Consider the following 17,300-nt stretch of genomic DNA (forward strand, 5'->3'; position numbering starts at 1 on the left):
AAAATACATTATTTAATGTTTGATACTTTATATAAATTTTGTAATTTAATTGGATTATGATAAGGGTTAATTGTGATTGACATAATTGTTGCAAAAGAAGCTCTAATTGTAGTATTGTAATAAATTTTATTTTCTAAAGCTAATCTTCGAATTAGTTTTGTATTTTTAATTGTATGATTAGGAGTAGTAGTATCAATAATGTAAGAATATTTTTTATTTTTTATATTTTTTTGAATATTTGTTATATTTGTTTTTTTGGTATTCGTTTCATTATTTTTATTATACATTGTAAAAAATGTACTTATTTGTTTTGTAATATCTACTCTAAATCCTAATTGTATCAATATACAAGATATATTAATTATATGTTGGTAATTTATATTATTTATGGATAATAATGCATATTTTTTATTTTGTATATTTTTTTGTGAATGTAATATAGCTTTTGCAAATGCTTGATAAAATGTTTTACCTATACCCATTACTTCTCCAGTAGATCTCATTTCTGGACCTAGGATAGGATCGATTCCAGGAAATTTATTAAAAGGTAATATAGATTCTTTGACAAAGTAATGTGATAAATTTATTTTTTTATCATATCCTTGTTTTCTAAGTGTTTTTCCTGTTATTACTTTTGCTGCAATTTTAGATATTGGTATCCCTGTGGATTTAGAGATGAAAGGTATAGTACGAGAAGCTCTTGGATTAGCTTCTATAATATATATTTTATTATTTTTAATAGCTAACTGTACATTTAATAAACCTAGAATTGATAATTCTAAAGTCAGTTTAATCATTTGTTTTTCTATTTTATTTTGTATTTTTTTGGATAATGTATATGGTGGTAATGCACAAGCAGAGTCACCAGAATGAATTCCAGCTTGTTCTATGTGTTCCATAATACCTCCCAAAAATACTTTTTCTCCATCACAAATGATATCTACATCTATTTCTGTAGCGTTTTCCAAATATTGATCTAGTAATATTGGTATTTTTTGAGATGGTGCAAGTATAGTGTGAAAATATTTTCTTAATTGTTTTTGATTGTATACTATTTGCATAAATCGTCCTCCTAAAACATAGGAAGGGCGTACTATTATAGGATATTTTATTATTTCAGCATATATTATTCCTTCTTCAATGCTATGAATAGTATAATTTTCAGGTTGTTTTAATTTTATTTTTTTTACTATTTTTTGAAATTCGTTACGATCTTCTGTTTTATTAATTGATTGATAATTAGTTCCTATAATTGGTATATTAAACTTTTTAAAATTTTTAGATAATTTTAATGGAGTTTGGCCTCCAAATTGTATTATTATTCCTTTTGGTTTTTCTTTTCTATAAATTTCTAATATGTTTTCTAAATTAATTGGTTCAAAGTACAATCTGCTGGATATATCATAATCTGTAGATACAGTTTCTGGATTACTATTAATCATGATTGTTTCATAATTTTCATGTTGTAGTGCTTGTGCAGCGTGTACACAACAATAATCAAATTCTATTCCTTGTCCAATTCTATTTGGACCACTACCTAAGATAATGATTTTTTTTTTGTTTATCGTTGGATTTGCTTCGCATTGTTCTTCCCAAGTTGAATACATATATGCTGTATTAGTATTGAATTCAGCAGAACAGGAGTCGATTCTTTTAAATACAGGATGCAGACATATATTATAACGAATAGTTCTAATTTCTTCTTCTGATACATTCATTAATTGTGATATTCTAAAATCAGAAAATCCTTTACTTTTTATTTTTTTTAAATATTTATAAGTTAAATCATAAATTTTTTTATTTTTAATATTATTTTCTATTTTAATTAAATTAAATATTTGTTTTAAAAACCATTTATCAATAAAAGTTAATTGATAAATTTCTAATATTGATAAACCGAATCGAAAAGCATCGGCTATGTACCATAATCTATTAGATCCAGGATTTTTTAATTCATACTTAATTTTTTTAATAGTATCAATATAGTATGTGTTGATTATACTATTAAATCCATGAGATTGTGTTTCTAATCCTATAATTGCTTTATGTAGAGATTCTTGAAATGTTTTTCCGATCGCCATGACTTCACCAACAGATTTCATTTGTGTCGTTAGTCGATCATTGCATTGGGTGAATTTTTCAAAATTAAATTTTGGGATTTTAGTTACTACGTAGTCAATAGTAGGTTCAAAAGAAATAGGAATTTTACCGTTAGTAATATCATTTTTTAATTCATCTAATGTATAACCAATAGCTAATTTAGCTGCTACTTTTGCAATTGGAAATCCTGTTGCTTTAGAAGCAAGAGCTGAAGATCGAGATACTCTTGGATTCATTTCTATTACTACCATTTTGCCATTTTTGGGATTAATAGCAAATTGTACATTTGCACCCCCTGTTTCTACTCCTATTTCTTTTAAAATTTTAATTGATGCATTGCGCATCATTTGATATTCTTTATCTGTTAATGTTTGCGATGGAGCAACTGTGATTGAATCTCCTGTATGTATACCCATTGGGTCAAAATTTTCAATACTGCAAACTATAATACAGTTGTTATTGCAATCACGTACAACTTCCATTTCATATTCTTTCCAACCTATTAGAGATTCATCAATTAATAGTTCTTTTATAGGTGATAAATTTAATCCTTTTTTACATATTTTTGTAAATTCTTTTTTATTATATGCAATTCCTCCCCCAGTTCCTCCCATGGTAAATGATGGTCTAATGATACAAGGGAATCCTAGTTTTTTGACTACACGTAAAGCATCTTTAATATTATTGACGATTTTACAATTTGCAGTTTGTAATCCTATTTGTTTCATTGATTGCTGGAATAGATTTCGATCTTCTGATTTTTTAATTGCTTTAATATTTGCTCCTATAATTTTTATGTTAAAATCAGATAAAATATTTTTTTCGTATAGTTTTAATGTACAGTTAATTGCAGTTTGACCACCCATTGTGGGTAGTATAGCATCAGGTTTTTCTTTTTTAATAATATTTTTAATTGTTTTCCAATGAATAGGTTCAATATAGGTTGAATCTGCTATTTCAGGATCTGTCATAATAGTTGCTGGATTAGAATTTACTAAAATAATTCTATAACCTTCTTCTTTTAATGCTTTACATGCCTGTGTTCCTGAATAATCAAATTCACAGGCTTGCCCAATAATAATTGGTCCTGCTCCAATAATTAAAATAGATTTAATATCAGTACGTTTTGGCATTATTTCCTCGGTGTATTTTTTTTTTGTCTTGTATATTTTTGATAAATTTATATAATAATTTTTCTGATTCGTGAGGTCCTGGATTTCCTTCTGGGTGCCCCTGAAATCCCCAGTATTTTTTTTTAATACATATACCTTGTATAGTATTATCAAATAAAGAGGTATGTGTGACGATAATTTGTTTTGGTAGATTATTTTTATCAATAGTAAAATTATGGTTTTGTGTTGTAATAAATACTTTATTGTTGTTTAAATCTTGTACTGGATGGTTGCTACCGTGGTGACCAAATTTCATTTTTATTATTTTTGCATTATTTGCTAATCCTAATAATTGATGACCTAAACAAATTCCGAATATTGGGATATGAATAGTGATTAATTTTTTAATTATATTAATAATATTTTTATATTTTCTTGGATCTCCTGGACCATTAGATAAAATAATCCCATCTGGATTGATAGATATAATTTTTTTTACAGTAGTATCTGGAGTAATAATTGTAATATAACAATTGTATGATTCTAATATTCTAATAATATTATATTTTACTCCAAAATCATACACTATTATGTGTGTTATGGATTTTTTTTTTATATTATCATGTATTGAATTTGTTGTATTTTGATTCCAAGAATAATTTATTTTTGTACATACATGTTTGATAGGATTTTTTGTATATGTATTAAAAGTATTTTTTATGTTTTGTATTATGTTTTGTAGATTTAGATGTTTTGTGCTTAATATACATCCATATTGAGATCCTTGATCTCGTAATAAAATAGTTAGTTTTCTAGTATCAATATTAGATATACCAATAATATTATTTTTTTTTAGGTATATTGATAAGCTTTGTATACTTCTATAATTACTATGTATATTTGATAAATTTCTTATAATAATACCATGTACTTTAACAGAATTAGATTCTACGTCTTTTGCATTGATTCCGGTATTACCAATATGAGGATATGTAAATAAAACAATTTGATTTTTATAAGACGCATCAGTTAAAATTTCTTGATACCCCGTCATAGCGGTATTAAAAACTATTTCTCCTATCGTAATACCCTGAACACCAATAGCATTTCCTTTTAATACATAACCATTTTCTAAAATTAAAAACGCATTGTTTTTCAATTTATACTCCGTTTTATACTATGGAACTTTATATCATATATTTAATACATCCATCATATCGAATAACCCATTCTTTTTATTGTGTAACCAAATGGCAGATTTAATAGCACCTTGCGCAAATGTATTTCTATTGGTTGCTTGATGTGATATATTAATTTTTTCTCCCTTTCCTAAAAACATAATGGTATGTTCTCCTATAATATCTCCTCCTCGAATTATAGAAAAACCAATTTTATTACTTTTTCTAATATTAGTTGTTTCTTTTTTTCTATATATACTACATTTTTCTAAATTCCATTGTTTATTATTAGTAATTATTTCTCCTAATTTTAATGCTGTACCTGATGGTGAATCTAATTTGTTTCTATGATGTAATTCTAATATTTCGATATCATAAGAAGAATCAAACATTTGTACAGATTGTTTTAGTATTTTAAATATTATATTTATTCCAATACTAAAGTTATATGAAAAAACAATGCCAATATATTGAGAATATTGCTTAATAATTTGAATTTCTTGTTTACTAAAACCAGTTGTTCCAATAACAATGTTTTTTTTGTATTTTTTACATATTTTTAAATTGTTTAGTGTATTATTAGGTGTACTAAAATCTATTAAAATATCAAAATTTTTTATTTCTTGTTCTATATTACTAATGATATTAGTATTTTTATTATTTTCTATGGTTATTTCTTGTTTTTTTTCTTTTACAATACAGCAGTGTAGTATGACATTTTTATTTTTTTTGATTTCTTGTATGATACTGGTACCCATTCTTCCATAAGCCCCAGTAACTGCAATTTTGATTTTTTTTTCCATATATTATTTTTTCGATTGAATTGTATAAAATATATTTTTATTATTGATATATTATTTTTTTATATATTACATAAATATTATATTTTGATTGATTATATTATTGTAATATATATAATATGAGTTGTATAATTTATTATTATATTATTTTATTAATGATAAATATTAGTATTCCTATCATGATACTGATATCTGAAATATTAAATATTATTATATGATTATTTTGTATACTTATATCAATGAAATCTATGATAAATCCGTAATATATTCTATCTAATATATTACCTATTGCTCCATTTAATATATATAAATATTCAATATTATATGGATTTTTTTTATATATATAATATATTAAAATACATGTTATTATTATATTTATTATAATGAGTATGTATTGATAGTATTTTGCATAGTATTCCAGTAAATTAAATGCTATTCCAAAATTTTTAATATAAAATAAATTAAAAATTAGGAAAATATGTTTTTTTGTTTGTAATATTAAGTGTTTTATAGCCCATATTTTGCTAATTCTATCTAATATAAAAAGTATAATGATAATGTATACATTATTATAGAAATTGACGTTTTTCACCATTTTCGTTTAAATTTTTATTGCATCTATTACAGATATCTTTATTTATGTTTTTAATATATGTGTGATTAAAATAATGCCAACATCTATTGCATTTTACACCTATATATTTTTTTACTGATATTTTTAATCCTGGTATTTTACTTTTATAACAGTTCTCATTGTGGGATTGAGAATAATCTTTAATTTTTGCTGCGGATGTTAATAACATAAATTTAATTTCATTTTTTAACATTATAATAAGATTATAAATGTATTTTTTTGTATATAATATTATGATAGATTGTAAGGAATTATTAATACTTTTATTTTTTATTTTTTGTTCTATAATTTGATTAGTTTCTGTTTTAATTTTGATAAGTATATTCCAAACTTCATGATTAATTATTTCTATTTTTGGTAAAGAATATGATAATTTAAACCATTGTGTTGTAAAAATAAATTGATCTTTATTGTGTGGTAAATAATTCCATATTTCATCAGCCGTAAAAGGTAAAATGGGTGTAATCCACCTTACGATAGTTTGTAAAATATAATACATAGCTGTTTGACAACTTTTTCGTGCATGACTATTTTTTGGATTTGTATATTGTCTATCTTTTATTATATCAAAATAAAATGCACCCATTTCTTTTGAACAAAATTTTATTATTTTTTTGACTATTATGTGAAATTGATAATTTTCGTATAAATATATAATTTCTTTTTGTAATTTTTTGGTTTTATTTAGAATCCATTGATCTAATAGTATCATGTGAGAAAAATTTATTTTATCTTTTTTATAATTAAAATCATATATATTACCTAATATAAATCTAATAGTATTTCTAATTCTTCTGTATTGTTCTGAGATATTTTTGATTGTATCATGAGATATTATTATATCATTGGTGTAATTTGTTGATGCTACCCATAATCTTAAAATATCTGCTCCAAATGTTTTAATAATTGTACTAGGTACGATAGTATTACCAATAGATTTAGACATTTTTGTACCAGTATGATCAATTACAAATCCGTGTGTTAATACTTCTTGGTATGGTGTTTTTTTATGTATAGCACTGGATATAATTAATGATGACATGAACCAACCACGATATTGATCACATCCTTCTAAGTACATATTATTAATATTTTTTGTATTGTTTAGTTGATATATATTTAAGTTATATATGCATCCTGATTCAAACCATACATCTAATACATCTTTAGATTTTGTATATTTTTTATAATCATCACCCAATATTTCTTTTTTATTTAATTCCCACCATGCTCTTGATCCTTTTATTGCAATACTTTTTTTTATTTTTTCAATAATATTAATAGTATCAGGATGTAATTCTCCTGTTTTTTTATTAATAAAAACTGTTATTGGAACCCCCCAAGATCTTTGTCTAGAAATACACCAATCTGGTCTATTAATCAACATTGTAGAAATATTATTATATCCATTATTTGGCATCCATTTTACTGTTTTAATCATATGCAAAATATTTTTTTTTAATTGACTATTTTGTATTTTTAAAAACCATTGTTTAGTTGTTCTATAAATAAGAGGTTTTTTATGTCTCCAACAATGTGGATATGTATGATGTATTGTAAATGAATTAAATAATAATTTTTTTTTAGTAAGTAAATTGATAATTATTGAATTACTTTTAAATATGTCTTGTTCATCTAATTCGGGATGTATATTTTTAGTATACTTACCTGTAGAATTAATAATATTTGTTATTTTTATTCCATATTTTTTACTAATTAAGTAGTCTTCTTCTCCATAGTCTGGTGCAATATGTACAGAGCCTGTTCCAGTTTCTAATGAGACATGTGTAGAAAGTATAATGGGTATTTTAATATTTAAAAATGGGTGGTGAAATATTAAATTTTCTAAATATTTTCCTTGGATAGTAGTAATAATATTCCATTTTTTAATTTTCATTTTTTGTATAGTAATGTTGACTAGATTTTTTGCTATAATTATTTGATTTTCTTTAAATTGTATTATTTGATATTCTGCTTGAGGATGTACTGCAATTGCTCGATTAGCTGGTAAACTCCATGGCGTAGTAGTCCAAATAATTATGTATAAATTTATTTCTTTATTATATTCTGGAAAAATTTTATATATATCATTATTTGTTGCTATTTGAAACATAACTGTAATAGATATGGTGGGAATATTTCTATATTCTACTTCTGCTTCTGCTAATGCAGATTGACATTTTATACACCAATGAACCGGTTTTGATCCTTGGTATAAATGTTTATTTTGTATTATTTTACTTAATATATCAATTACATTGTATTCTAATTGAGGATCCATCGTGAGCTGAGCATCTGCCCAATTACTAAAAATTCCTAGTCTAATAAAATCTTTTTTTTGTTTTTGCACTTGTTGATATGCATATTTTTGACATAAATGACGAAATATATTTTTATTAATATTTTTTTTTTTTTGTTGTAACATTGTTTCTATTTTGTGTTCTATAGGTAATCCATGACAGTCCCAAAATGGTGTATATGGAGCATGAAAACCAGATAATGTTTTTGATTTAATAATTATATCTTTCAATATTTTATTTACTGCATGTCCAATGTGAATATTTCCATTAGCATAAGGAGGACCGTCTTGTAGAAGGAAAATTTTTTTTTTTTTCATATTATTTTGAATAATATGATATATATTATTTTTTTCCCATTTTTGTAAAATTTTTGGTTCTTGAATAGGTAAGTTACCTTTCATAGGAAAGGTAGTGTTAGGTAAATTTAAAGTATTTTTATAAGATTTCATTTAATCCTCAAAGAATTTCATATAAATATATAAAATATTATTTAATATTTTATGGATTATATGAATAATATTTACAAAGTATTTTTTATTATTTTGTTATTTAAATGATTGTATAATTAATAATTATTATATATACTGATGTATATTGAATTATATTTTATATGTTGGAGTTTTTCTTGTCTAATATAAAATCATCTATGAAACATGCTCTTAAATCTAAAAAGTTAAGAATTTTTAATAATAGTAGAAAATCTATGATGCGTACTTTTATAAAAAAAGTATATTTTTCTATTCAGAAGAATGATAAAATTCAAGCTCAAAATAATTGGATAAACTTACAATCTGTTTTAGATCGCCTGGTTTCAAAAAACATAATACATAAAAATAAGTCATCTAGATACAAATCTAGATTATATTTTAAAATTAAAAGAATGGTTTAATCCATGATATATTAAATATATTTTGTATATTTTATAGTACTGCTTCATAGATTCTTTATTGCATGAAGCAATACTAAAAATTTTAATTTGTTAAATCATCAAAAAATTTTTTTACACCATCAAAAAATCTTTTTGATTTTGGATTATTGTCGATCATATTATTTGTGTTTAAACTATTATTTAATTCTATAAGTATTTGCTTTTGTTTATTATTTAAATTAACTGGAGTTTCTATTACGACAGTACATAATAAATCACCTATTGTACGAGAACGAATAGAATGTACCCCTTTTCCTTTAATTCGGAAAATTTTTCCTGATTGTGTTTCGGGTGGTATTTTAATTTTTATTTTTCCATTTAATGATGGAACTTCAATTACTCCTCCTAAAGCTGCTAGGCAAAAGTTAATAGGGACATTACAGTATAAATTGTTTTCTTTTCTTTGAAATATATCGTGTTTTTTAATAAAAATACGAATATATAAATCTCCATTAGGTCCTCCATGAATTCCAGATTCTCCTTCATTATTTAATTTTATTTTGTCATTATTATCCACTCCAGGGGGAATTTTTACTAATATTTTTTTTTCTTTTTTAATTCTTCCATCTCCTTTACAATGTAAGCATGGATTATCAATTATTTCTCCTTTTCCTTGACAGTATGAACATGTTTGTTGTATAGAAAAAAAACCTTGTTGTATATGCATTTGACCTGTTCCATTACATGCAGCACATGCTTTGATTTTTTCTCCCATATATGATCCAATACCATTACATGCATGACATTTTTGTAACGATGGTATAGATATTTTTTTATTAACTCCCTTTACTGCTTCTTCTAAATTAAGTTCTATATTATACTGTAGATCGTACCCTCTTTTTTTTTTATTTTGTTTTTTATTTCCAAAAATATCTCCAAATACATCTCCAAATATATCACTAAAATCTGCACTACTATTAAAATTATTATATGATGAATGATTAGAATATCCTTGATCAAAAGCAGAATGTCCATATTGATCATATGCTGATCTTTTTTCTGGATTAATAAGTATTTCGTATGCTTCTTTGATAGTTTTAAATTTATTTTCAGCACTTTTATTTCCCGGGTTTCTATCAGGGTGGTATTTCATTGCTAATTTTTTATATGCTTTTTTTATTTCTCTATTATTTGAAGATTTAGAGATTTTTAATATTTTGTAATAATCTTTTTTTGTCATTCTATTTTCCTAAAATTACTATCTTGATTACGAACGTAATATATTATTGCTAATACGTTCGTATGATTTAATAAATAAAAATTTATAAGTATTTTATTTATTTTTTTGGTTCTTTGACTTCTTCAAATTCTGCATCGACTACATTTTCTTCTTTTTTAACAGAATTTTCTTTTTTTGTATTAGTTTGTTTTTTTTGAGATAATTCTATTAATTTAGATGACGCTTTTATTAGGATTTGAATTTTATTTTCTATATCAGATTTATTGTCTGTTTTTAGAGCATTATTCAATTCATTGATTTGATTATTAATTTCTTCATATTCTTGTGTACTTAATTGATTTTTCAGTTCTTCAATTTGTTTTTTTGTGTTATGAGAAATTTGATCACCTTGGTTTTTGATTTTAATTAATTCTTCAAATTGTTTGTCGGATTCAGCATTAATTTCTGCATCAGATATCATTTTTTTTATTTCTTCTTCACTTAATCCTGAAGATGCCTGGATAGTGATTTTTTGTTCTTTACCGGTTTTTTTATCTTTAGCGGATACGTGCAATATACCATCTGCGTCAATATCAAATGTTACTTCGATTTGCGGTATACCTCTTGGAGCGGGTTGTATACCATCTAAATTAAATTGTCCTAATGATTTATTATCAATAGATTTTTTTCTTTCACCTTGTAAAATATGTATTGTTACTGCAGATTGATTATCTTCTGCTGTTGAAAAAATTTGACTATGTTTTGTAGGTATTGTAGTATTTTTTGTAATTAAAGGAGTCATAATACCACCCATAGTTTCAATTCCTAATGATAAAGGAGTTACGTCTAATAGCAATACATCTTTAACATTACCAGAAAGTACACCACCTTGTACTGCCGCACCAACAGCAATTGCTTCATCTGGATTAATATCTTTTCTAGGTTTTTTTCCAAAAAATTGTTCTACTTTAGTTTGTACTAATGGCATTCTGGTTTGCCCACCTACTAATATTATTTCATTAATATCAGAAGTTGATAAATTCGCATCTTTCAGTGCTGTTTTTAGTGGATCGATAGATTTTTGAATTAAATCTTCTACTAAAGATTCTAATTTTGCTCTAGTAATTTTAATGTTTAAGTGTTTTGGTCCATTTGCATCTGCTGTGATATATGGTAAATTAACATCACTTTGTTGAGTAGAGGATAGTTCTATTTTTGTTTTTTCTGCAGATTCTTTTAATCTTTGCATAGCTAAAGAATCATTTCTTAAATCTACACCTTGTTCTTTTTTAAATTCTGCTACTAGGTAATTTATTAATCTATTATCAAAATCTTCTCCACCTAAGTGTGTATCTCCATTGGTAGCAAGTACTTCAAATGTTTTTTCTTGGTCTACATTATCTATTTCTATTATAGAAATATCAAAAGTACCTCCTCCTAAGTCGTATACTGCTATTATTTTATTTCCTGTACTTTTATCTAATCCATATGCTAAAGCTGCTGCTGTTGGTTCGTTAATAATACGTTTGACTTCTAGACCAGCAATTTTACCCGCATCTTTTGTTGCTTGTCTTTGAGCATCATTAAAATATGCTGGTACTGTTATTACTGCTTCTGATATTTTTTCTCCTAAATAATTTTCTGCTGTTTCTTTCATTTTCTTTAATATTTCAGCGGAAATTTGTGGAGGAGCGATATGTTTATTTGTTATATTAATCCAGGCATCTCCATTATTTGAATTAACAATTTCATATGGCATAATTTTTATATCTTTTTGTACTTCTTTATCATGGAATTTTCTACCCATTAACCTTTTTATTGCAAATAAAGTATTTTTTGGATTAGTAATTGATTGACGCTTAGCAGGTTGTCCAACTAGTATTTCTCCTTCTTTGGTATATGCAATAACGGAAGGGGTAGTACGTTCTCCTTCTTTATTTTCTATAACTTTAGGTTGTGTACCATCCATAATTGCTACGCATGAATTGGTAGTACCTAAATCTATACCTATAATTTTTCCCATAGAAATTTTCCTTTTTATAAAATAAATTCTTAAATTGTTTTTTTAAATTATATTATTTAATTTATTACATGTATGTAAGTATTACATAAGGTCTATTATAAATTGATCAAGTTTTTTATTAAAATATTTAAATTATTTATGTACTTAACTAATATAATACTATTTTTAATATTGATCTAGTTAATATTGTATTATATTACATAATTATAATATATTTTTTTATTGTAATATTATATTAAAATAAATATAGGAGATTATTTTGATCTTACAAATGTTTCGTTTTATTATTTTTATTTTTTTTTCTTTTTTAATTTGTTTTATTATGTTATTAGGTGGTTGGTTATTGGGTGGACGTAGTATTTCACGTAGTAAAAATATTCCCTTTGAATCCGGAGCGATTGCTTACGGTAGTGCTAATTTACGTTTTTCAATACAATTTTATTTATTATCTATATTATTTGTAATTTTTGATATAGAATCTTTATATTTGTATACTTGGTCTGTTAATATCAAAATTATTGGTTGGTTGGGTTTTTGTGAAGTTTTTATATTTATTTTTACATTATTATTATCCTTAATTTATATTATTAATGAAAAAATTTTTGAATGGGGTGTAAAAAAAAATAATATTATTTAAAATATTTTATAATATTGCATAAAAATTTATTGATTAGGAATATATACATGAAATATACTTTAACAAAAATTAATATTGAAAACAATGGTAAATATCCTCAAAACACTAAAAAGTTAGTGAATGACCCATTAAAAGATAAGATTAAAAAGAATATTTTTACAGGTAAATTAACTCAATTATTACATAAATTAGTTAATTGGAGTAGGAAAAATTCTTTATGGCCTTATAATTTTGGTTTGTCTTGTTGTTATGTTGAAATGGTAACTTCTTTTACTGCTGTGCATGATGTTGCAAGATTTGGAGCTGAAGTTCTTCGATCTTCCCCCAGACAATCAGATGTTATGATTATTTCTGGTACTCCATTTATTAAAATGGTTCCTATTATACAGAGATTATATGATCAAATGTTAGAACCAAAATGGGTAATTTCGATGGGTTCTTGTGCTAATTCCGGAGGTATGTATGATGTTTATTCGGTTGTGCAAGGTGTAGATAAATTTTTACCAGTAGATGTGTATATACCAGGGTGTCCTCCAAGGCCAGAAGCATATATACATGGATTAATGTTACTACAAGAATCTATTGCTCAAGAGAGAAGACCATTATCTTGGGTGGTAGGAGAACAAGGAGTATATAAAGCAAATATGGAATCAAAAAAAATAATGAAATATGAAGAATATTGTAATATAAGAAATTTACGTACTGTGGATACTATTTAAATTGTATTTATATTATATTGAATTGAATATTTTTTGATATTTTTGATTTGTTTAAATTGTTTATACATTATTAATGTTTATTTTATTATTGAGTTATTTTTTATTATGGATATTCTTTTTCAAGAATTATGTAATAAATTTAAAAATTATAAATTTATTATACAAAATACGTTTTTTCCATGTCCTGTAATTTGGGTTGATAAAAAAATTTTAATTATGATTCTGAGATTTTTGAAACATGTTCCTAAATCTTATAATATGTTATTTGATCTGCATGGTGTTGATGAAAGAATCAGAAAATATAGAACTAATTTACCATGTGCGGATTTTTCTGTCTTCTATCATTTAATAAATTTAGAAAAAAATATTGATGTTGTCATTAAAGTTCCTTTATTTATCCATGATTTACATGTTCCTACTATAACTTCTATTTTTCCTAATGCTAATTGGTACGAACGAGAAACGTGGGAAATGTTTGGTATTGTTTTTGATCAACATCCTAATTTAAATCGAATTATTATGCCAAAAAGTTGGGTAGGTTTTCCATTAAGGAAAGATTACCCTTCAAGAGCTACTGAAAATCATTCTTTTTTTTTAAATAAAATAAAAGAAGATGATTATATGAATGATTTGTCGTTTAATCCAAAAGATTGGGGTATGAATATAAAAAGTGAAAGTGCGGATTTTATGTTTTTAAATCTTGGGCCTAATCATCCTTCCGCCCATGGAGCTTTTAGAATTGTTTTACAATTAGATGGTGAAAAAATATTAGATTGTGTGCCAGATATTGGATATCATCATAGAGGAGCTGAAAAAATAGCCGAGCGTCAGTCGTGGCATAGTTATATTCCATATACTGATAGGATTGAATATTTAGGTGGTTGTGTTAATGAAATGCCTTATATTTTAGCTGTAGAAAAATTAGCTCGTATTCAAGTTTCTAGTAGAGTACAGGTGATTCGTGTGATGTTATCTGAATTATTTAGAATTAACAGCCATTTATTATATATTTCTACTTTTATTCAAGATGTTGGAGCGATGACTCCTGTTTTTTTAGCTTTTACAGACAGGCAAAAGATATATGATTTAATTGAAGCAATAACAGGAGCGAGAATGCATCCTGCTTGGTTTAGAATTGGTGGATTAGCTAGTGATTTACCTATTGGGTGGGATAAATTATTATTACATTTCTTAAATTGGATGCCAAAAAGATTACAATCCTATATTGATGTTGCTATAAAAAATAATATTTTAATTAATCGATCTAAAGGTATTGCAGTATACAATAAATCTAATGCTTTAGATTGGGGTATAACTGGAGCTGGTTTACGAGCTACTGGTGTTAATTTTGATGTTAGAAAGAATAGACCGTATTCAGGTTATGAAAATTTTGATTTTGAGGTTCCAATAGGTGGTGGAAATAGTGATGCTTATTCACGAGTAGTATTAAAAATTGAAGAAATTAAACAAAGTTTAATTATTTTACAACAATGTTTAAAAAATATGCCTGAAGGTCCATTTAAATCTATACATCCACTCACTACACCTCCCGATAAAAAATTAACACTACATAATATTGAAACTATGATTACACATTTTTTACAAGTATCTTGGGGTCCTGTAATGCCACCGAATGAAAGTTTTCAAATGATTGAAGCTACAAAAGGTATTAATAGTTATTACTTAATTAGTGATGGTACTACTACTAGTTATAGAACTAGAATTCGCACACCAAGTTTCCCGCATTTGCAGCAAATCCCTTCCGTTATTAGAGGTAGTTTAATATCTGATTTAATTGTATATTTAGGTAGTATTGATTTTGTTATGTCTGATGTTGATAGGTAATATTACAATATGACTTGTGAATATATATATGATAAAAAAAAATTTACTAAGTAGTGTAGAATTATATTATATTAATAAAGAAAAAGCACAGTATGAAACACTGAGAGCAATTTCCATTGAAGCATTAAAAATTGTACAAGGTTTTAGAGGTTGGGTTTCTGATGAAATGATAGTAGAAATAGCTAAAGTATTAAATATGTCTAGTAGTGATTTAGAAGAAATAGCAACTTTTTATAGTCAAATATATCGTTGTCCTGTTGGCAACAATGTAATTCGATACTGTAATAGCTCTGTTTGTTATATCATGGGATGTAATAATATACAATATACATTTGAAAAATATTTAAATATTAAACCTGGACAAACTACTTTTGATAATTTGTTTACCTTATTACCTATTTCTTGTTTAGGGAATTGTGATAAATCTCCGGTAATTATGATTAATAATGATACATATTCTAATGTAAATGATCATTGTATCCCTATTTTATTAGAGAAATATAAATGATAAAAATTATTAAAAATCCTGAAACACATCCTTTGACTTGGTGGTTAAATGAAACTAAGGATGTAGTTTGGATTCATGAGTATCATAAAAAAAATGGTTATTCTGGTTTGAAATTAGCATTGCAATCCATGGATTCTAAAAAAATTATTAATATTATTACAGACTCAAAATTAAGAGGAAGAGGTGGGGGTGGTTTTTTTACTGGGTTAAAGTGGAATCTAATGTCTAAAAAAAAAGATAATACTGTAAGATATTTGTTATGTAATGCTGATGAAATGGAACCAGGCACTTATAAAGATCGTTTATTATTAGAAAAAATACCTCATCAATTAATTGAGGGTATGATAATTGCTGGTTTTGCTTTACAAACAACTAAGTCGTATATTTTTTTAAGAGGTGAGTATGTGTATGCAGAAAGTATTTTAAAACGTGCTATTTTAGAAGCTAAACATTATGGATATTTGGGTTCTGGTATTTTAGGTAGTGCTTTTAATTTTGATATTACTATACATACTGGTGCAGGTAGATATATTTGTGGTGAAGAGACAGCTTTAATTAATTCTTTAGAAGGATATAGAGCTAATCCACGAATTAAACCTCCATTTCCAGCCTCAATAGGTTTATGGGGTAAACCTACATGTGTAAATAATGTGGAAACTCTATCGAATGTACCATCTATTATTTTACACGGTGCAAATTGGTATAATAATTTATCTAATAGTAAAGATTCTGGTACAAAATTAATGGGTTTTTCGGGTCGAGTGAATAATCCTGGAGTATGGGAAGTTCCTTTTGGTATATCAGCTTATGAATTATTAGAGGATTATGCTCATGGTATGCAACATGGTTTTTTTTTAAAAGCTTGGCAACCTGGTGGAGCAGGAACGGATTTTTTAACTGAGAAAAATATTAATGTAAAAATGGATTTTGATAGTATTGCGCACATTGGTAGTCGTTTTGGTACTGGATTAGTGATGGCAGTTGATCATACAATTAGTATTGTATCTTTAGTATTAAATTTAGAGCGTTTTTTTGCAAAAGAATCGTGTGGATTATGTACTCCTTGCAGAGATGGTTTACCGTGGATTGTAAATATTTTGCAATCTTTTGAAGATAAATCGGCTAGATCAGGTGATATTGAAATTTTAGAAGATTTGTGTTTACAATTAGGTCCTGGAAAAACTGTTTGTGCACATGCACCGGGTGCAATTGAACCATTGCAAAGTGCTATTAAATTGTTTCGAGGTGAATTTGAACAAGGAATTAGTAAACAGAAACCTACTCTTTTTACGCAAAGGATTCAAGAAAATATTTTTCCATTGCATTTATAATTTTTTTTTTATTTAATATTTATTTT

At 25.5% G+C, this 17,300-nt stretch carries 12 protein-coding genes and 1 pseudogene; 6 read left to right on the forward strand and 7 right to left on the reverse strand.

Annotation, left to right across the window (positions count from 1 at the left end):
- Nucleotides 1-8 precede the first annotated feature (8 nt).
- From carB to ileS, 5 genes are all read right to left on the reverse strand, one after another.
- On the reverse strand, nt 9-3,233 hold the full coding sequence (gene carB / locus AB4W54_RS00485; RefSeq protein WP_367674531.1) for a carbamoyl-phosphate synthase large subunit: 3,225 nt from the start codon (nt 3,231-3,233) through the stop codon (nt 9-11).
- The gene (gene carA / locus AB4W54_RS00490; RefSeq protein WP_367674532.1) at nt 3,217-4,371 is read right to left on the reverse strand and encodes a glutamine-hydrolyzing carbamoyl-phosphate synthase small subunit; all 1,155 of its coding nucleotides are present in this window, start codon (nt 4,369-4,371) and stop codon (nt 3,217-3,219) included. The genes carB and carA overlap by 17 nt, the downstream gene beginning before the upstream one ends.
- A 33-nt stretch (nt 4,372-4,404) precedes the next feature.
- Nucleotides 4,405-5,193, reverse strand: a complete 789-nt coding sequence (dapB, locus tag AB4W54_RS00495; RefSeq protein WP_367674533.1) for a 4-hydroxy-tetrahydrodipicolinate reductase — start codon at nt 5,191-5,193, stop codon at nt 4,405-4,407.
- A gap of 136 nt (nt 5,194-5,329) precedes the next feature.
- A complete protein-coding gene (gene lspA, locus AB4W54_RS00500) occupies nt 5,330-5,785 on the reverse strand; it encodes a signal peptidase II (RefSeq protein WP_367674534.1) in 456 nt (151 codons plus the stop codon).
- Nucleotides 5,760-8,573 (reverse strand): isoleucine--tRNA ligase, encoded by a 2,814-nt coding sequence (gene ileS / locus AB4W54_RS00505; protein ID WP_367674535.1) that lies wholly within the window; start codon nt 8,571-8,573, stop codon nt 5,760-5,762. The genes lspA and ileS overlap by 26 nt, the downstream gene beginning before the upstream one ends.
- 176 nt (nt 8,574-8,749) lie before the next feature.
- Here ileS and rpsT point away from each other — a divergent pair, with 176 nt between their 5' ends.
- Complete coding sequence (rpsT, locus tag AB4W54_RS00510) at nt 8,750-9,013, forward strand: 30S ribosomal protein S20 (RefSeq protein WP_367674536.1); 264 nt, start codon at nt 8,750-8,752, stop codon at nt 9,011-9,013.
- An 82-nt stretch (nt 9,014-9,095) separates the two neighbouring features.
- Here the strand turns inward: rpsT and dnaJ are convergent, their stop codons facing one another.
- Nucleotides 9,096-10,232, reverse strand: a complete 1,137-nt coding sequence (gene dnaJ / locus AB4W54_RS00515) for a molecular chaperone DnaJ (RefSeq protein ID WP_367674537.1) — start codon at nt 10,230-10,232, stop codon at nt 9,096-9,098.
- Nucleotides 10,233-10,329: 97 nt separating this feature from the next.
- Nucleotides 10,330-12,234, reverse strand: coding sequence for a molecular chaperone DnaK (dnaK, locus tag AB4W54_RS00520; RefSeq protein WP_367674538.1), 1,905 nt, complete (start codon nt 12,232-12,234; stop codon nt 10,330-10,332).
- Nucleotides 12,235-12,505: 271 nt separating this feature from the next.
- Between dnaK and AB4W54_RS00525 the strand changes: the two genes are divergently transcribed.
- The 5 genes and pseudogenes from AB4W54_RS00525 (at nt 12,506) to nuoF (ending at nt 17,274) form a co-directional block, all read left to right on the forward strand.
- Nucleotides 12,506-12,871, forward strand: a complete 366-nt coding sequence (locus AB4W54_RS00525) for an NADH-quinone oxidoreductase subunit A (RefSeq protein ID WP_367674539.1) — start codon at nt 12,506-12,508, stop codon at nt 12,869-12,871.
- A gap of 47 nt (nt 12,872-12,918) precedes the next feature.
- Nucleotides 12,919-13,590: an NADH-quinone oxidoreductase subunit B gene (locus tag AB4W54_RS00530; RefSeq protein WP_367674540.1), complete on the forward strand. Its 672-nt coding sequence runs from the start codon at nt 12,919-12,921 to the stop codon at nt 13,588-13,590.
- A 126-nt stretch (nt 13,591-13,716) separates the two neighbouring features.
- A pseudogene (gene nuoC, locus AB4W54_RS00535) lies at nt 13,717-15,435 on the forward strand (NADH-quinone oxidoreductase subunit C/D); the annotation flags it as partial.
- 28 nt (nt 15,436-15,463) lie between these two features.
- Nucleotides 15,464-15,943, forward strand: coding sequence for an NADH-quinone oxidoreductase subunit NuoE (nuoE, locus tag AB4W54_RS00540; protein ID WP_367674541.1), 480 nt, complete (start codon nt 15,464-15,466; stop codon nt 15,941-15,943).
- Nucleotides 15,940-17,274, forward strand: coding sequence for an NADH-quinone oxidoreductase subunit NuoF (gene nuoF, locus AB4W54_RS00545; protein ID WP_367674542.1), 1,335 nt, complete (start codon nt 15,940-15,942; stop codon nt 17,272-17,274). Before nuoE ends, nuoF begins: the two co-directional genes overlap by 4 nt.
- Nucleotides 17,275-17,300 lie beyond the last annotated feature (26 nt).

The organism is Buchnera aphidicola (Pterocallis alni), from assembly GCF_964059075.1.
In the GTDB taxonomy this organism is placed as follows: domain Bacteria; phylum Pseudomonadota; class Gammaproteobacteria; order Enterobacterales; family Enterobacteriaceae; genus Buchnera_L; species Buchnera_L aphidicola_AN.

What these genes read in the sequence shown, in the direction of transcription:
- nuoE (WP_367674541.1), top strand. Translation starts at nt 15,464, where the DNA reads ATGATAAAAAAAAATTTACTAAGTAGTGTAGAATTATATTATATTAAT.
- AB4W54_RS00525 (WP_367674539.1), top strand. Translation starts at nt 12,506, where the DNA reads ATGTTTCGTTTTATTATTTTTATTTTTTTTTCTTTTTTAATTTGTTTT.
- ileS (WP_367674535.1), bottom strand. Translation starts at nt 8,573, where the DNA reads ATGAAATCTTATAAAAATACTTTAAATTTACCTAACACTACCTTTCCT.
- lspA (WP_367674534.1), bottom strand. Translation starts at nt 5,785, where the DNA reads ATGGTGAAAAACGTCAATTTCTATAATAATGTATACATTATCATTATA.
- nuoF (WP_367674542.1), top strand. Translation starts at nt 15,940, where the DNA reads ATGATAAAAATTATTAAAAATCCTGAAACACATCCTTTGACTTGGTGG.
- dnaK (WP_367674538.1), bottom strand. Translation starts at nt 12,234, where the DNA reads ATGGGAAAAATTATAGGTATAGATTTAGGTACTACCAATTCATGCGTA.
- carB (WP_367674531.1), bottom strand. Translation starts at nt 3,233, where the DNA reads ATGCCAAAACGTACTGATATTAAATCTATTTTAATTATTGGAGCAGGA.
- AB4W54_RS00530 (WP_367674540.1), top strand. Translation starts at nt 12,919, where the DNA reads ATGAAATATACTTTAACAAAAATTAATATTGAAAACAATGGTAAATAT.
- dnaJ (WP_367674537.1), bottom strand. Translation starts at nt 10,232, where the DNA reads ATGACAAAAAAAGATTATTACAAAATATTAAAAATCTCTAAATCTTCA.
- dapB (WP_367674533.1), bottom strand. Translation starts at nt 5,193, where the DNA reads ATGGAAAAAAAAATCAAAATTGCAGTTACTGGGGCTTATGGAAGAATG.